This window comes from Paraglaciecola aestuariivivens (genome assembly GCF_052983255.1).
On record NZ_JBRKBA010000001.1, the window covers coordinates 469,382 to 485,560 of the forward strand.

Sequence of the window (16,179 nt, forward strand, 5' to 3'; positions counted from 1 at the left end):
TGGGAAAACGTGATTTATGCAAGGCTTAGCTCAACTGCCAGTTACCCAATTAAAAGGGGTGGGCAGCAAAGCCGCAGAAAAACTCGCAAAATTGGCCATAGTGTCGGTGCAAGATGTGCTTTTTCATTTACCGCACAGGTACGAAGATCGTACCCGCATTTATCCCATAGGCGAGCTGCAACCCCATTTACACACTAGCATTCAAGGTGAAGTGATGTCGTGCGACATTCAATTTGGTCGCAAGCGCATGTTACTAGTTCGAGTCAGTGATAATACCGGCACAGTTACCCTGAGGTTTTTTCATTTTAGTGCCGCGCAAAAAAACCACCTAGCGGTAGGCACAACCATTCGTTGTTTTGGTGAAGTAAAAGCCGGTAAATATGGCTTTGAAATCATGCACCCTGAATATAAAACCATTGATTTAACCAATCCGCAGGCACTGCAAGAATCCCTCACCCCAGTATACCCAGCGACCGAAGGCATTAAACAAATCACGTTACGCAATCTAACCGAGCAAGCTTTAAAGCTATTAAATAAAGGCGGCTTAGCAGAATTGCTGCCAGAAGGCTTATACCAACAACAAATTAGCTTAGTAGATGCCTTACATTTAGTGCATCGTCCGCCACCAGATGTGACCTTGTCTTTATTAGAAGAAGGCAAACATCCCGCACAGCAAAGGCTAGTGATAGAAGAGTTATTGGCGCACCATTTAAGTGTGTTAAAAGTTCGCCAACAAAGCCAACAACAAGCCACTTACCCTATTCAGCCACACGCTGAGCTGTTAAATCAGTTTCTTAAAAACTTGCCCTTTAAACCCACTAAGGCGCAACTGCGGGTAGTGGCAGATATTCAACAAGACATGCAAAAACCGCAGCCCATGATGCGTTTAGTTCAAGGCGATGTAGGATCGGGTAAAACCCTAGTGGCAGCCATGGCAGCCTTATCGGCTATAGCTGCGGGTTATCAAGTTGCGCTTATGGCTCCAACAGAATTATTAGCCGAACAACACGCAAATAACTTTCAGCAATGGTTAAGCCCACTAGGTATAGAAGTGGGTTGGCTAGCAGGCAAACTTAAAGGCAAAGCTCGAGAAAAAGTGTTAGCAGAATTAGCTAATAATCACATTAAAATGTTAGTGGGTACGCATGCGATCTTTCAGGAAACTGTGCATTTTTCCTGCCTAGCATTAGTAATAGTGGATGAACAACACCGGTTTGGCGTGCATCAAAGATTAGCCCTGCGCGAAAAGGGCGAAGTACAAGGCGCCTTTCCTCATCAATTGATTATGACTGCCACCCCCATTCCTAGAACGCTAGCTATGACGGCCTACGCAGATTTAGATACCTCGGTTATTGACGAATTACCCCCTGGGCGAACCCCAGTAAAAACCGTGGTATTGCCTGATACTCGCCGTGATGAAATCATCGAAAGAGTCCGCCATGCTAGCCTCCAACAAGGCAGACAAACTTACTGGGTATGTACACTAATAGATGAGTCGGAGTTTTTACAAAGCCAAGCGGCCGAAGATACCGCCATTTTATTAAGAACTGCCTTACCTGAGCTTAAAATAGGTTTAGTTCATGGGCGCTTAAAATCAGACGAAAAACAGCAGATTATGGCCGACTTTAAAGCTGGAAGCTTAGATCTATTGGTGGCCACTACTGTGATAGAAGTGGGGGTTGATGTACCTAACGCCAGTTTAATGATCATAGAAAACCCAGAACGCTTAGGCCTAGCTCAATTACACCAATTGCGTGGCCGAGTTGGGCGCGGCTCAGTAGAAAGTCACTGTGTGTTGATGTATCAAAACCCTCTATCTAAAACCGCCAATAAACGCTTAGCCGTGCTGAGAGAATCAAACGATGGCTTTTACATAGCCCAGCAAGACCTAGAAATTCGCGGCCCAGGTGAATTACTTGGCACGAAACAAACTGGCCTAGCTGATCTTAAAATTGCCGACTTAATCCGCGACGCCGAACTTATTCCTCAAGTTCAAAATATCGCTAGCCACTTATGGCAACATTATCCAGCCAATGCCCAAGCTATAGTAAATCGCTGGTTGGACAACAAAGAGCACTTTGGCCATGCCTGATAATTCATTTTCTTATCCCACTCCCATTACTGTGCCCCAAGCAGCCAGCGCTGAGCTTATTGAATTGGCTCAACATACAGCGCAAAAGTGGGGGTTATCCTTTAAGCCGCACCTCGACTCAGGTTTAGCCTTAATCCAACACCCCAGTCATTTAGGCTTACGCCAGCTAGACGAGCCAAAAGTAGGCGAAGTGTTAGTAGATTTTGCTTCTGACGCACTGACTTTTAGGCGCTTACACGGTGGAGGAAAAAAACAAGCCATTGCTAAGGCTGTGGGGTTAAAAGGCCAAACCAGCTTGCATGTATTAGATGCCACAGCAGGCTTAGGCCGAGATGCATTTGTGCTGGCTAGCCTAGGTTGCAAAGTAGACATGATAGAGCGCTCACCTGTGGTAGCGGCACTTTTAAGCGATGGCTTAAGCCGTGCCCATAAGGATCTACAACTCGCTACTTGGATACCTCAACGTATGCAGTTAGTACATGGAATTGCGTTAGATTTACTCAATCAGTGGCAAGGCCAACAACCAGAAGTTGTATATTTAGACCCTATGTTTCCCCATCGTAAAAAAAGCGCGGCAGTGAAAAAAGAAATGCGTTTGTTTCAACAATTATTAGGGCCAGACGAAGACGCAGATTTACTTTTAGATCCTGCACTAGCCATAGCCACCAAACGCGTTGTGGTGAAACGCCCAGCTGGGGCACCCTATTTAGCGAATCAAAAACCACAAATAGAAATGACCGGCAAAGCTAACCGTTTTGACATCTATTTATGTAATCTATAAGAATAAAAGGGGTTAAATCTAAGAGGTTAGGTGTTTTACTTCCCATCGTTTTAAAGCAGCCAGAATGGCTTCTTTGTTTAGGGGTTTAGTCACGTAATCATCCATACCCGCTGCTAAACACTTTTCTTTGTCGCCTTTCATCGCATTGGCAGTCATAGCGATGATTGTCAAAGCCTTACTTAGATTGCCAGCCTCGCCAGCTCGAATTTTTTTAGTTGTTTGATATCCATCTAAAACAGGCATTTGGCAATCCATAAACACTAACTCATAGGGCTCTTGTGACATCTCGGCTTGCCGTAATTGAGTTAAGGCTTCCTCTCCATTAAACGCAGTGTCGCAACTCATATTAAATTGTTTCAACATTTCTATGGCCACCACTTGATTAATTTCGTTGTCTTCTACTAAAAGAATTTTTAATTCTGACCAAGTTGAGTGCACCGCTTTAGGTTTAGCCGCAATAAATTCAGATACATTTTGATGCGTTAAGTTTTTTATTACACTAAGTAATTCAGAAGAAAGAGCTGGTTTCACCAGAAAACGTTCAAAACAGCCATTGATAACTCTTTTGTTTAAACTAGGATCTGAAACAGACGACAACATTACGAGTTTCATTTGTTGGCATTTATCTATGTCTTTTATTTGTTGCCCCAGATCCTCGCCATCAGTTATTGGCATTTGATAGTCAATAATGGCCAAGTCAAACATGTTTTTTTGTTGTTCGATTATGGCCAAGGCTGATTTTGCCGAATCAACTGCCACTACCTCTATATCCCAAATCGATAATTGCTTTGTTAATATTTCCCTATTGTTGGGGTTATCATCCACCACCAAAACCCTTAGCCCTGCAAAGTTTTCCAGGGTAAGTTCTTCCCAAGGTTTATCGCTTTGGGTCACAGGAATAGCAAATTTAAAACAACTGCCTTTGCCTAATTCACTTTCTACCTCTATATCTCCTCCCATCAACTGGCATAAATTTTTTGCAATGGTTAAGCCTAAACCCGTTCCGCCGTAGTTACGTGTAGTCGATGTGTCAGCTTGATGGAAAGACGAAAAAATGCCTTCCAGTTTACTTTCTTCTATGCCAATTCCGGTATCTTCTATAGAACACATAAAAGTCAATCTATCATCCTCTGGTATTAATTTAGTGACGATTAACACTTGACCTTTAAAGGTAAATTTCACCGCGTTATTTAAAATATTAATCAGGATTTGACGTATTCTGGTGGGGTCAGTTTGCACTAATGTTGGCTGCATAGCTGTGGTATCTAACAAAAGTTCTATGCCTTTGTTTATTGCCAAATGCCGCATAACACTGGTGACTTCTTCAATCACTTCGTGTAAATCACAGTCTATCATTTCAACATCTAGCTTTCCGGCTTCTATTTTGGAAAAGTCCAAAATGTCATTAATGATGGCGAGCAAGCTTTTAGCAGAATTAGAGGCAATGCCAACTTTGTCGCTTTGTTCTTTGGTTAATTGAGACTGCTTTAAAATATCTAACATGCCTAATACGCCATTCATAGGTGTACGTATTTCATGGCTCATATTGGCCAAAAAATCACTTTTCGCTTGATTGGCTGCGGTGGCGTTTTTAGCTAGAGCAATAGCCGCCTGTTCAGATTCAATTATACGAGATTGGAAACGGTTCAACACCATTAACCCCAAGAACGAATACAAAATAATATTTAAAACGTTGCCAATAAAATAGCCCAAAGGCAGGTACCATGGATTTTGCAATGCAAACGGAAAAGACAACCAATGCACAACATAAATTGATAGAAAAACCGTTAAATACCCCAACGAACGATTAAACCATTGACTTTTATATTGCAAAAATAAATAAACAATAAAACCAAGAAAAGCCGCTTGTGTAACAGCAAACCACATTGCGTAAGCATGCTCAATTGAAACAACATGATTAAAAAAGATAATGCCTAAGGCGGCGATTAAACTAGCAACAAGAATTATTCGAACTCTGCTAAATTCAACTTTTTGATTAAAAAAGTACAATAACCCCAGCACCAAACACACTTTTTCTGCTGTTAATAATAATGCATATATTGATTGCACATAGTTGGCTGGCAGCCAGCTAGGTAAAAAATATAAATCTAGGCGTCCAAGTAAAATAGCAGCTGTTGCCAGCAACCAAAAAATCGCACGAAACCTAAGATTAGGGAGTTGGGTTACCCATAAAAAAAAGCCAAACAGCATGACATACACTGTTATACCAATAACATTGATTAGATCTGTTAATTCCATACTTATTGGATCTTAATCGAATTGATAGCTAAGTGTTACGCCTATAGTTCTAGGCGCCCCCCATGTACCTATAATGCCAGGACCAATCACATAAGCATGAGAAATATATTCTTCTTGTAGTAAATTTTTAGCCCATAAGGCTAGCTCTATTGCGCCATCGTTAGACACCCAAGCTAAACGTGCATTCACTAATTCATGGGCTTCTAAGATCACATTTTGATTAATGTAATCACTGATTTGCTGGTCGGTAAATTGGTAATTTAAATTAAACTCAATGACGCCATTTTTTTGTCCTAAAGGATAATACACATCAGCAGCCAAATAACTTTTGTGTTTGGGTGCCTGCCTTAATTTGGAGCCACTCAAGTCAATCTCACCAGCAAAGGTGGTTAATAAAAAGTTGTTCACTTGGGTGTCTAAATAGGCGTAGTTACCACTAAAATTAATATATTCGTGGGCTAACCACTGAAATTCCAGCTCCAACCCTTTAATGTCAGAATCATCAATATTAGTAGTAACAAAGCTGCCAAAACTGGGATTTACAGCGGTTGGCCCAAACCAACCTACCTGCAGATCTTGGTAGTCGGTATAAAATACACTGCCGTTGAGCCTTACTTTATTGTCAGCTAAATCTGACTTAAAGCCCAATTCATAATTTAACGCTTTTTCGGGACTTATAGCTTGTTGTGCCACTTCAATAATACCTGGTGAACCCGGAAAACCACCAGACTTAAAGCCTTTAGCGAGACTTGCGTAAAGCATCCAGTTCTTTTCTGGCGTATATTGCACTGCCAATTTAGGTGAAAAATCTTGCCAATCTTGTTCTACATCAGTATCAAAGGACTGCTGCAAAATACCTAAGCTACCACTGCCTGATTCACACCTTGGGTCAGTTACCACCCAGGATAGCTCCCCATGACCGCAGTTGAGGGTCACAAAGCGAGCTGCTTTATTATCTTTGGTTAACCGAGCGCCTAAAGTCAGCAACCAGTTTGACGCAAACTGCCACTGAGTTTGCCCATAGAGTGCCAAACTTTTAGTTTGGTTATATTGCTCACTTATTTCATTGCCTACAGTGATTTGCCCTGTATTTTGACTATTGAAATCTAATTTGTATTGTTCGATTCTTGTTGTTGTTTCTTGTAAATAAAAGGCACCTAAGGTGTATTGAAGCTCATCACTTAGATCTTGATTCCAACGAAATTCGACAGACTTTTGCTGAATATCCTCAGTAATATCGTCGTTTACATCTGCCCCAAATACCCCATTCGCTAAATCATAATTGCCTCCAAGAGGTGCCCCAACGCTGGCCATCTCCCAGTCGGTGGTACTGTCTCGCCAGCCTAAAATAGTAGTTAATTCGCCATCACTAAAAGTATTAACCCCGTGAATTCCTAAACCTTGCAAACGACGTTTAGAAAAGCCCGATATAGGTGCAGTAGATTTATATGGCTTTCCACCTAAGGCTTGCCACACTGAAATATAATCAAAGTTACCATTCTCTATTGGCGTTCTACCCATGTCCTTTCTATCATCTGAAGAACGATCAACACTCACATTCCAGTTGCCAAACTCTGTTTCAGCACTTAACTGAGCCCGGATAAAATTGGTATTTTCGTCTTGGTTGTGTTGGTTTAATAGCACATTTTCTGTATAGCCCTGATGCGAACGATGACTGACACTTAATTTTCCAGCAAGCTGTTCTGTCAAAGCCCCACTGACAGTGGTATTTACACGTGAAATATCGTAGTTGCCTTTGGTAAGGGCAACTTTTGCAGTTAACTCTGATTCGGGCTGACGAGTAATAATATTAATAGAACCAGCAATAGCATTTCGTCCAGATAACGTACCTTGTGGACCGCGCAACACTTCGATGCGTTCAATTTCAAATAAATCAAAATTAATATTGGCTAAGCGCCCCATGTAAATGCCATCAAGAAACACCACAATCGAATTGTCCATGCCCGCCCCATCATCGGCTGACACTATGCCTCGCAACGACAATAAGGCTTGGCCAGGGGCAAATTCTGCGTAAGTCATACCTGGTACCATATGGGCTAAATCTGTAGCATCTTTAATATCTAACTTAGTCAACAAATCACTATTGAGTATCGACATGGAGATAGGCACTTTTTGCACGTTTTCAGTGCGGTATTGTGCCGTGACTTCTATGGTTTCCAGCTCTGTATTTTGAGCAAATATAGGATAGGAAGGAGCAAGTAATAGACTAACCAAAATTATGTTTTTTAACATTAATAATCAACAACCATTATCTGTTACACCAATATGAATAAAACACACAATCAATTTATTGATTTATGCAATTAATATAAAACCGTTAAAGCCACTTGCAATAAAACCCTTTATGCAACCATGAGATTAGACTGAATGAGCGAGATAATCAAAAATTCACTGGCCTAAATGTATCAACTAAGATTAACAACATTAGATGTTAGCTTATGATTTTTAAAGGCTTTCACCGTGACAGACTAAGGCGAGGCGGGTCTGTTGGGGATTAACAGCCATTCTACTTGCGCCTCCTGGACACACGGCCTGAATGTTAGCGAAAGGTGTAAGTTTGCTATCGGCTTTTTGGCTATCCCAAAACCATAGTTTGTTTTGACTTGCTAAAAGTACCTTGCCATCTGGAGTCCACGCATAATAGCTTGTGTCTTTGGGTAGCTCGACTAATTGATGCTTATTGCCAGTTTCAATGTTTAATTGCATTAACCAATGCTGTTCATTAATTTGAGTATTAAAACTAAAGTTTTGGCTACTAGGTATGTTAAACACGCTGGCACCAGTTTTGGGGTGTAACGTTGTGGTTTGCTGCGTTTGTATATTAGACACCTGCAGATTCATAAAGCCCTCTTGTAACACAGTAATCAGCACTTGGTTTTTATCTATCCAGGCGTGATAACCAATTTTAAAGTTTTGTTGAATTAACGGACGTTTGGTTTTTCCTGTTAAATCATAGGCCCACAAGTGTTGATTATTATCTGTAGCATATATCACCGAGAACTCTTTACCATTACGCAGCGGGGTTGGCGAATACTCACTTACTTTACTATTAGTCAAATTAACCGTTTTTTGAGATGCTAAATTAAAATGCATAATGTCGGTTTGCTCGCCTATTTGCGATGTATATAACAAAGTTTTGCCGTCTGCTAAAAAATAGGGTTGGTTGTCGTACCCTTTGCGTTTAGTAATGTTTTTTAGCTGACCTATTTGTAATCGCCCGTCTTTGCTTTCTAGCTCGGCGATAAAAATATCAGAGCCTGGGGCAGTTTGCGCTAAAACGAAAGGTGCAAATATTACCAGTGAAATGAATTGAACTATGCGCTTCATGATTTGGCCTTGTATTCTTGTTGTTAATGCTAACTTAAGTTAACTATTGGTGTTTCCCATCATTCTGATTTATTACCTTTGTACCTTAGCTAATAATTAAATAGGGTACCAACACCCAAAACATCATCAAAAGTGAGAAAATTCCCACACCTAAGGACACATAACCAAGTTGCCGAGATCTTAACCAGCCTGACAACGAAATTGAGGCTAACAGTGACAAAATACCTGCTAAAAATAATAATGACACCTTTTGATGCATCCACTGCAAATCAATCTCATAGCCATATTTAGCCGCCAGTGATGTAAGTACAGAGCCTAAAGCAGCAGCCATTAAACTGGTAGCCGCAAACATAGACAAGCCAAACACCCAATTAAACGCTGGCGACTTGGATTCTGTAGCTAATAAAGCACCTACAAAAGTAAATGCAAAGCCACCAATAATGGCGCTGACCAAACCAATAGAACTAAACATTTCATCCATTGTTTTTCCCTATCAACCCCTCAATTTTGTATGAGTTTGATAATAAGCCTATTTACTCAATGGGCACAACCCTAGGCACTTAAACAAGCAAATAACTCAGTCCGCTTGGATTTACTTATTCATCAATAATTTTGCTCTTTAAGAACAATTTATTTCGTTTTTCATTTTGCTCAATCACCACAATACTAATCCAGCACTTTGTGCATAGATGTTATTTACCACTTTTGGATAAGGTCATGAGCAAACATTTTCATTTTAAAAAAGATGATTACGAGCAATTAACCGGTGCCACTAAACACCGTTTTAACGCTGAATACAGCGACGAATTAGAGTTCAACTCTAAAAAAGGCAAAAAAGCCACCCAGCGAAGAGCCAACCAAAGACGGCGCCAATTTGCTGACTTACATTAACAAGAGTTTCACTATTAGAGAAAATGATGAAAAAAGTATTGTTAACCTTAGGTTTGTTATTAACTAGCTCAGTTATGGCCGAAGAGCGTCCAGTCGCTAGCGCTAAACTGATTGCAGAGTTAAAACAATATTGTACTGAAGTCGCTGAAGAAGACGGCACTGAAGGCAAAAAGTTAGAAGTGTTTATGCTTGATTGTGTAAACGAAGAGCTTGAATCAGAAGGTTACCAACCTTTAGTGAAACTTCCTTAGGTCACTTCAGGTTAATCAAACAAGGGCATACTAATGCCCTTGTTGTTTTATATTTTGTTTAAAAATTTTTATAAAGTCTGCCAACTTGGCATTTTTACTTTCTTTTAAATAGATTAAATAGCTACTAACGCTAGCCCCATCAATCTGCTCCAAAAACTTTAATTGATTAGACTGCACTAAAGGTTGGGCAATGACTTTTGGTAATACAATAGCACTAGCCCGTTGAGATAAATAATTCAGGGCCACTTGAATAGAGCCGGTGCGCAAACTGGCTTTTTTCAACTCAGGGTAACACTTATCTAGATAGTCGTTAGTTTTGCGCCCCCAGTCTATCGCCAAAGCAAATTCTAAGGGGTTGCTTGTGGATAAATCTGCAGAGCAATATAAACCCAAAGGCGACTGACTTAACTCTAGGGTTTCTACATCATCCGATTTAAACGGCACAGTGGTAATAGCTAAATCAATACTATGTTCGTGAACCATTCGGCTAAGTTGCTCGTTACTGGTAATTTCGGCTCTTAACGACACCCCATCTAACTGATGATTTAGGCTCGCTAACTGCGCTTGTAAATAGGTATCCCAAGCATTAGGCGAACAGGCTAGCGTTAAAAACTCAATACTTTGCTCATTCATGGTTTGCCTGGCTTGCTCTAAGGTATCAGCCAGAGTTTGGGCAAAAGGTAAAAGTTTTTCACCCGCAGGGGTCAACTGTAAACTGTTACGGTTGCGCACAAATAAGGCCGAATTAAAGTACTCTTCGAGTTGCTTAATTCGCGCGCTGACCGCCGACTGAGTTAAATATAAATTCTCTGCCGCCTTGCCAAAATGCCGAGTTTTCGCCACTTCCATAAAGGTTACAAGAAATCGAATATCCATAAGGTACAACTGTTTATTTAAGATATGTTTTCATACCCTGAACTCGCCACGGATACAAGTAAAAACCACAAAATCAGGGTTAAGCAAAGATTTTAAAAGATACAAAGTTAGCTTCAAAATAATTGTTCTTCAGGATGAAAATATTTTACTTGGTAAACTATTCACAAAAGCTACAAAAGAAGTAGGATGCGCGAAATTTCACCGTTAACAAACGGTATTTATCCTTTATCTTTGGAACTTAAATGCGTAAAAACTTAATTGTATTAAACGACACTAGCGACATGACTTGTGCTAATGCCACTTTGCTTGATTTTAAGCAATATTTGTCTGAGTTCCCTAAAAAGGGCAACCACAGTACACGTTTAATAAATTTATGTGATGCCACCCAATACCTAAGCGAAGGCTACTATTGTTCGTTATTAGCCGAAGCGCGGCAGCACCAAGTTTTACCTAGTGTTAGTACCATTAACGATCTTACCTGTCAGCCTGACGGGCTAATTATGGCGATCCCAAAACAGGTATCCCGTGGATTAACCCCGCAGATACAAGTTGATGACTTAGTGTATTTTGGTTGGCATCAGAACGAACACTTAAACAAAGTAGCCCAATATATTTTTGAGCAATACCCTGCGCCTATTTTAAGTTTGCGTTTTTCATGGCGCGAACAGCAACTTTTTGTCACTGTTAGTTTATTTGCTATTCATGCTTTAACCAGCGAGCAACACACTATTTTGCAACAACGTTTAGCTCACTTTACTAGCAATGTTTGGCGTAGCAATAAAAACCGCAAACGTTTTCGTTGGGATATGGCGATCTTGGTTAATCACCAAGAAGACACCCCTCCTAGTGACAAAAAGGCCTTAAAACATTTTGTAAAAGCGGCCAACAAATTTGGTATCAATGCTGAGCTAGTGACAGCCGACGAAATTGGTTTACTTGACCGATACGATGCCTTGTTTATCCGCGAAACCACCACCATTCGTCACCATACTTATCAACTTGCTCGCCAGGCTGAAAAAGAAGGTTTAGTGGTAATAGACGACGCCACCTCAATTTTACGTTGTTGCAACAAGGTATTTTTACACGATGCATTTAGTTACAACTCTGTGCCCTCACCTAAAACTCGCTTTGTTTCAGATGCTTCAGCGGCCACAGTGGCGCAGCTAGAGCAAGAGTTTAGCTACCCTATGGTATTAAAACTGCCAGAAAGCTCGTTTTCTAAAGGGGTATTTAAAGTGGCCGACCGTGCGGCGTTAACCAACAAGTTGCAGGCTGTGTTAGCCGATTCGGCCATTATCTTAGTGCAAGAATATCTGTATACCCAATTTGATTGGCGTATAGGGGTATTAAATGGTCGCGCAATTTATGCTTGCCGTTACCACATGGCCCGCAATCATTGGCAAATATACAACCATGGCGCTAAACGTTTTTCGTCGGGAGATTTCGAAACCATGGCCACCTTTGAAGTGCCCAGACAAGTGTTAGAAACAGCCATAAAAGCCTGCTCTTTTATTGGTAGTAGTTTGTATGGCGTAGATTTAAAACAAGTAGACGACAAGGTTTATGTCATTGAAGTAAACGACAACCCTAGCATTGAGCAAGGGGTAGAAGACAAATATTTGGGTTATGAGCTATATATGCAAATCATGCAAGAATTTGCTAATCGTCTTGAACAAAGAGGCCGCTAACTATGCCTAACCTAGCGTCAAACTTAGCCCTTACCCAGCCACAAAGCTTGGCACAGATCCGTGCCTGTAAAGCAAGCGATTTAGCTGCCTTAGTGGCATTAGAGCAACGTTGTTTTGCCACAGACAGACTGAGTAAACGTAGTTTTAACTATTGGGTTAAAGCTAAAAATCGCGTGTTTTTGGTGATCCAGCACAATGAATTGGTGATTGGCTATGGCTTAGTCATTATGCGTAAAGGCACCAGACTGGCGCGACTTTACTCCATTGCTATTGATCAGGGCTACACTGGCCAAGGTTTAGGTCGTCAATTGTTGCTTGCCCTAGAACAAGCTACGGTTGAGGCCGGTAAACTGTTTTTAAGATTGGAAGTTGAGAAAACCAATCACACTGCCATTGCCTTGTATCAATCATTAGGCTACAAAATTTTTGGCGACTATCCGCACTATTACGAAAACGACGCTGACGCCTTTAGAATGCAAAAATCCATTCGCCAAGCTGCCAAAGCCAAAAAGTTACCGGCTTATCCTTGGTATGCACAGTCCACCGACTTTACTTGTGGACCTGCAGCTTTGATGATGGCTATGGCCAGTTTGTCGAAACAATCTCCTATAGATCAAGCCTTAGAGTTTGACCTATGGCGTGAAGCCACCACCATTTTTATGATGGCAGGACATGGCGGCTGTCACCCATTGGGCTTAGCCTTAGCCGCCCAAAAACGCGGGTTTAATGCAAAGGTTTATATTAACCAATCTATACCTTTGTTTACCGCTGGGGTACGTCAAGCAGTAAAAAAACAAACGGTCGAGCTAGTCGAACAACAATTTTTGCAACAAGCACAGCAGCAAAATATGCCTATTCATTACGCCGACTTTGATTTAGCCGCGCTAAAAGCAGCCTTAGATAAAGGTGAAAAAGTGCTGAGCTTAATTAGCACTTATCAAATGGACGGTTACAAAGTCCCGCACTGGGTGGCCATTACCGCCATAGACGAAGACTGCCTGTATTTACACGACCCTAGCGTGCCAGAGCAGCATGCTTCTGGTTTTGATTGCCAACATATTCCGGTGGCATTAGACGACTTTTACAAACTGTCTAGCTACGGCAGCAATAAATTACGTACGGCTTTGGTGTTGTCCCAAGGCAACTAACAGGAGCGCCAAAATGACCACCCAGTTTGCTAACAATAAAGTCGATATTTGTATATTCGGCCAGCAGCTCGATCTGCAACGCCTAAGTGAAAGCGTTAGCAAAACTTATTTTGTCAAAAAATATCGAGAAGCTTTAGGTATTAGCACCCCTAAAGGTCAGGTGTTTGTGTTTAGCTATGGGGTCAGTGTTGCTTGGGGCATTAGTGAAAATAAAAAAACTCAGCTAGACGGCATGCTTAAACCCCACATTAGTCAGGCATATGAAAAAACGCATGAGCAAGAATTCGATTTTGAAATAAAAGATCAGGCTGATTTTTCTATACTTGATGGATTAATTGTTTTACCTGATGCTAAAACCACCACCCTATTGGCTGTAAGTCATGGATTAGCGCAATCGACCAAACTCGCTAAATTTGAACAACAAGCGCAGCGCTGCATTAAAGACCATGCCTATTTGCCCTTAACCTTAGCGAAAACCGGTACAGTTCCGTTAAATCGAAAACGCTTAGCTAAGTTGCGTGGCAGCTTATTTAACATTAATAGTGACATTGCTTTGCACTATAAGATATTGCATACCCCGGAATTTTTTTATGGCTCTTCTCAGCAACAACAAACCTATTTGGTTATCAGTGGGTTGTTAGATTTAGCCCCAAGGATTAACAACCTAAGCTTAAAACTCGAAACCATCCATGACCTACAGGCTTTGTTAACCACAGAGCAAAATCACCAACAATGGGGATATTTTAAGTGGTTGTTCACTTTACTTATTGCCTTAGAGATGATGCGTTTTTTTATTGATTAAGACTAAAACTTGCCACACTACTGGTGGCAAGCTTTGGGTAAGCAAAATTAGCTCATAAGCCATAATCAGCAATACTCTAAGAAACTGATTTTATTATATTAATTGATATTAAAATGCTTAAATTAGTTGAGCAAAAGCTCTAACAGGAAAAGTACCCACACCTGTTATTTTAGGTGGCACAGCAAAAAATCTAAAATTGTGATTAGGCAATTGAGCAAGGTTAGTGAGGTGCTCACAAATTAACACTTTGTTGGCCAGTAAATGTTGATGCACAGGACGAGTTTTACCCTGAGTATTATCAATATTATGTGAATCTATGCCGACTAACTTAGCCCCTTTGGCAACCAATAATTTGGCCGCATCTTCGGTTAAGTAAGGGTGGTGCTCAAAATACCTTGGGGTATTCCAATGCCGGCTCCAGTTGGTATGAACTAACACCGCTTTACCTTTAAGCTCTAAGTTGGCAAACAACTCCTCGTTAATTTGATTTTGCTGAGTAGCGTCTACCACTATGCCGGGCAAATCAGCTAAAGATTCAAGGGCTAAGTCGGCTAAATCTTCACCTTGCTCAGAAAAATGAAAAGGGGTGTCAATATAAGTGCCTGTATTGCTGACCATCTCAATTTTACCAATTTGTACTTGGTAGTCTTGGCCATAAAGTTGTTTAGATTGCTGGCGCGATAAATAGTCACAAATTACCGGTGCTGGTAATCCTTTGTAGGTAACTAACCCATCAAATATAGTGTGACTTAAGTCAATCAGTTTAGCGCCAGATACTTGGCTCATAAGGCGTTACTCAAACCTAAGTTAAATGGCTGTTAAACACAGCCACTCAACTATGCTAGCCGGTTAACTAAAAGCAGGAATGCCAGTAATGGCACGGCCTAAGATTAAGGCATGTACATCATGAGTACCTTCGTAGGTATTAACCGCTTCTAAGTTCATTACGTGGCGTATAACCCCAAACTCGTCACTTATGCCATTGCCGCCATGCATATCACGCGAGACTCGGGCAATATCTAAAGCTTTGCCACAGTTATTACGTTTAAGTAGCGAAATTAACTCTACTGGGCATTGATTGTTGTCCATTAAGCGGCCCATCTGTAGGGCTCCCTGAAGGCCAAGGGCAATCTCTGTTTGCATGTCGGCAAGTTTCTTTTGTACTAATTGGTTGGCGGCTAAAGGACGGGCAAATTGCTCACGATCTAATGTATAAGTTTGGGCAGCATGAAAACAATACTCAGCTGCGCCCATTGCTCCCCACGCTATGCCATATCGTGCTTTGTTTAAACATCCAAAGGGGCCAGCCAAACCCACAATTTCAGGGAATATGTGGTCTTCAGACACCAGCACGTTATCCATAACAATTTCGCCAGTAATTGAGGCTCTGAGTGAAAACTTGCCTTCAATTTTAGGCGCAGATAAACCCTGCATGCCTTTTTCAAGCACAAAGCCACGAATTTTTCCTTCAAGCTTAGCCCACACCACAAACACATCGGCTATTGGTGAGTTGGTGATCCACATTTTAGTGCCGGTTAAACGATAACCGCCATCTACCTTAGTGGCTCGCGTGCTCATAGAAGCGGGATCGCTACCCGAATTAGGCTCAGTTAAACCAAAACAGCCTACCCATTCGCCCGATGCCAATTTGGGCAAATATTTAGTTCGCTGGGCTTCGGTTCCGTAGGTATAAATAGGGTGCATAACCAAAGACGATTGCACACTCATGGCGCTACGGTAGCCACTGTCTACCCTTTCTACTTCGCGGGCAATTAAGCCATAACTCACATAATTAACTTCGCTGCCACCATATTGCGCAGGCAATGTGGCACCTAATAAACCTAGTTCACCTAACTCAAGCATAATGCTACGGTCGAAAAACTCATTGCGGTTAGCCTCAAGGACACGAGGTAACAACTTTTGCTGGCAATAGTCGTGGGCAGTATCTCGGATCATCCGTTCTTCTTCGGTTAATTGACCATCAAGAAACATAGGATCTTGCCAGTTAAAAGCAGGTTGCTTAGGGCTCATAGGTTTACTCCG

14 protein-coding genes are annotated in these 16,179 nt (G+C 41.3%); 7 read left to right on the plus strand and 7 right to left on the minus strand.

The genetic code is table 11. The features are described from left to right. Positions 1 to 16: 16 nt before the first annotated feature. Positions 17 to 2,092, plus strand: coding sequence for an ATP-dependent DNA helicase RecG (recG, locus tag ACVCDT_RS02180; protein ID WP_447131100.1), 2,076 nt, complete (start codon positions 17 to 19; stop codon positions 2,090 to 2,092). After that, a complete protein-coding gene (locus ACVCDT_RS02185) occupies positions 2,085 to 2,873 on the plus strand; it encodes a class I SAM-dependent methyltransferase (protein WP_447131101.1) in 789 nt (262 codons plus the stop codon). The genes recG and ACVCDT_RS02185 overlap by 8 nt, the downstream gene beginning before the upstream one ends. 18 nt (positions 2,874 to 2,891) lie before the next feature. Here ACVCDT_RS02185 and ACVCDT_RS02190 read toward each other — a convergent pair whose 3' ends face one another. The 4 genes from ACVCDT_RS02190 to ACVCDT_RS02205 all read right to left on the minus strand — a co-directional run bounded on the left by ACVCDT_RS02190 (position 2,892) and on the right by ACVCDT_RS02205 (position 8,961). Then, positions 2,892 to 5,132 carry a response regulator gene (locus tag ACVCDT_RS02190; protein WP_447131102.1) on the minus strand — a complete coding sequence of 747 codons (2,241 nt, stop codon included), beginning with the start codon at positions 5,130 to 5,132 and terminating at the stop codon, positions 2,892 to 2,894. Positions 5,133 to 5,144: 12 nt separating this feature from the next. Beyond that, positions 5,145 to 7,385 (minus strand): TonB-dependent receptor, encoded by a 2,241-nt coding sequence (locus ACVCDT_RS02195; protein WP_447131103.1) that lies wholly within the window; start codon positions 7,383 to 7,385, stop codon positions 5,145 to 5,147. Positions 7,386 to 7,598: 213 nt separating this feature from the next. Then, positions 7,599 to 8,480: a TolB family protein gene (locus ACVCDT_RS02200; protein WP_447131104.1), complete on the minus strand. Its 882-nt coding sequence runs from the start codon at positions 8,478 to 8,480 to the stop codon at positions 7,599 to 7,601. 85 nt (positions 8,481 to 8,565) lie between these two features. After that, the gene (locus ACVCDT_RS02205; RefSeq protein ID WP_447131105.1) at positions 8,566 to 8,961 is read right to left on the minus strand and encodes a hypothetical protein; all 396 of its coding nucleotides are present in this window, start codon (positions 8,959 to 8,961) and stop codon (positions 8,566 to 8,568) included. Positions 8,962 to 9,197: 236 nt separating this feature from the next. On the opposite strand from ACVCDT_RS02205, the gene ACVCDT_RS02210 reads away from it, so the two are divergent. Together ACVCDT_RS02210 and ACVCDT_RS02215 are read left to right on the plus strand one after the other, a co-directional pair. Beyond that, positions 9,198 to 9,371: a hypothetical protein gene (locus ACVCDT_RS02210; protein WP_447131106.1), complete on the plus strand. Its 174-nt coding sequence runs from the start codon at positions 9,198 to 9,200 to the stop codon at positions 9,369 to 9,371. 26 nt (positions 9,372 to 9,397) lie between these two features. Beyond that, positions 9,398 to 9,622, plus strand: coding sequence for a hypothetical protein (locus ACVCDT_RS02215; RefSeq protein ID WP_447131107.1), 225 nt, complete (start codon positions 9,398 to 9,400; stop codon positions 9,620 to 9,622). Positions 9,623 to 9,652: 30 nt separating this feature from the next. Here ACVCDT_RS02215 and ACVCDT_RS02220 read toward each other — a convergent pair whose 3' ends face one another. Further along, positions 9,653 to 10,498, minus strand: coding sequence for a LysR family transcriptional regulator (locus ACVCDT_RS02220; RefSeq protein ID WP_447131108.1), 846 nt, complete (start codon positions 10,496 to 10,498; stop codon positions 9,653 to 9,655). A 242-nt stretch (positions 10,499 to 10,740) separates the two neighbouring features. On the opposite strand from ACVCDT_RS02220, the gene ACVCDT_RS02225 reads away from it, so the two are divergent. The 3 genes from ACVCDT_RS02225 to ACVCDT_RS02235 are packed head-to-tail and all read left to right on the plus strand — an operon-like array spanning position 10,741 to position 14,136. Continuing rightward, the gene (locus tag ACVCDT_RS02225) at positions 10,741 to 12,186 is read left to right on the plus strand and encodes a RimK family ATP-grasp domain-containing protein (RefSeq protein ID WP_447131109.1); all 1,446 of its coding nucleotides are present in this window, start codon (positions 10,741 to 10,743) and stop codon (positions 12,184 to 12,186) included. 2 nt (positions 12,187 to 12,188) lie between these two features. After that, entirely contained in the window at positions 12,189 to 13,334 is a 1,146-nt protein-coding gene (locus ACVCDT_RS02230; protein WP_447131110.1) for a peptidase C39 family protein, read from the plus strand. Between the two features lie 13 nt (positions 13,335 to 13,347). After that, positions 13,348 to 14,136, plus strand: a complete 789-nt coding sequence (locus tag ACVCDT_RS02235) for an RMD1 family protein (RefSeq protein ID WP_447131111.1) — start codon at positions 13,348 to 13,350, stop codon at positions 14,134 to 14,136. Between the two features lie 117 nt (positions 14,137 to 14,253). Here ACVCDT_RS02235 and ACVCDT_RS02240 read toward each other — a convergent pair whose 3' ends face one another. Both ACVCDT_RS02240 and ACVCDT_RS02245 read right to left on the minus strand, forming a co-directional pair. Beyond that, positions 14,254 to 14,922, minus strand: coding sequence for a cyclase family protein (locus ACVCDT_RS02240; RefSeq protein ID WP_447131112.1), 669 nt, complete (start codon positions 14,920 to 14,922; stop codon positions 14,254 to 14,256). 63 nt (positions 14,923 to 14,985) lie between these two features. Continuing rightward, positions 14,986 to 16,167 carry an acyl-CoA dehydrogenase gene (locus ACVCDT_RS02245; protein WP_447131113.1) on the minus strand — a complete coding sequence of 394 codons (1,182 nt, stop codon included), beginning with the start codon at positions 16,165 to 16,167 and terminating at the stop codon, positions 14,986 to 14,988. Between the last annotated feature and the right edge of the window lie 12 nt (positions 16,168 to 16,179).

What these genes read in the sequence shown, in the direction of transcription:
- recG (WP_447131100.1), top strand. Translation starts at nt 17, where the DNA reads ATGCAAGGCTTAGCTCAACTGCCAGTTACCCAATTAAAAGGGGTGGGC.
- ACVCDT_RS02185 (WP_447131101.1), top strand. Translation starts at nt 2,085, where the DNA reads ATGCCTGATAATTCATTTTCTTATCCCACTCCCATTACTGTGCCCCAA.
- ACVCDT_RS02190 (WP_447131102.1), bottom strand. Translation starts at nt 5,132, where the DNA reads ATGGAATTAACAGATCTAATCAATGTTATTGGTATAACAGTGTATGTC.
- ACVCDT_RS02195 (WP_447131103.1), bottom strand. Translation starts at nt 7,385, where the DNA reads ATGTTAAAAAACATAATTTTGGTTAGTCTATTACTTGCTCCTTCCTAT.
- ACVCDT_RS02200 (WP_447131104.1), bottom strand. Translation starts at nt 8,480, where the DNA reads ATGAAGCGCATAGTTCAATTCATTTCACTGGTAATATTTGCACCTTTC.
- ACVCDT_RS02205 (WP_447131105.1), bottom strand. Translation starts at nt 8,961, where the DNA reads ATGGATGAAATGTTTAGTTCTATTGGTTTGGTCAGCGCCATTATTGGT.
- ACVCDT_RS02210 (WP_447131106.1), top strand. Translation starts at nt 9,198, where the DNA reads ATGAGCAAACATTTTCATTTTAAAAAAGATGATTACGAGCAATTAACC.
- ACVCDT_RS02215 (WP_447131107.1), top strand. Translation starts at nt 9,398, where the DNA reads ATGAAAAAAGTATTGTTAACCTTAGGTTTGTTATTAACTAGCTCAGTT.
- ACVCDT_RS02220 (WP_447131108.1), bottom strand. Translation starts at nt 10,498, where the DNA reads ATGGATATTCGATTTCTTGTAACCTTTATGGAAGTGGCGAAAACTCGG.
- ACVCDT_RS02225 (WP_447131109.1), top strand. Translation starts at nt 10,741, where the DNA reads ATGCGTAAAAACTTAATTGTATTAAACGACACTAGCGACATGACTTGT.
- ACVCDT_RS02230 (WP_447131110.1), top strand. Translation starts at nt 12,189, where the DNA reads ATGCCTAACCTAGCGTCAAACTTAGCCCTTACCCAGCCACAAAGCTTG.
- ACVCDT_RS02235 (WP_447131111.1), top strand. Translation starts at nt 13,348, where the DNA reads ATGACCACCCAGTTTGCTAACAATAAAGTCGATATTTGTATATTCGGC.
- ACVCDT_RS02240 (WP_447131112.1), bottom strand. Translation starts at nt 14,922, where the DNA reads ATGAGCCAAGTATCTGGCGCTAAACTGATTGACTTAAGTCACACTATA.
- ACVCDT_RS02245 (WP_447131113.1), bottom strand. Translation starts at nt 16,167, where the DNA reads ATGAGCCCTAAGCAACCTGCTTTTAACTGGCAAGATCCTATGTTTCTT.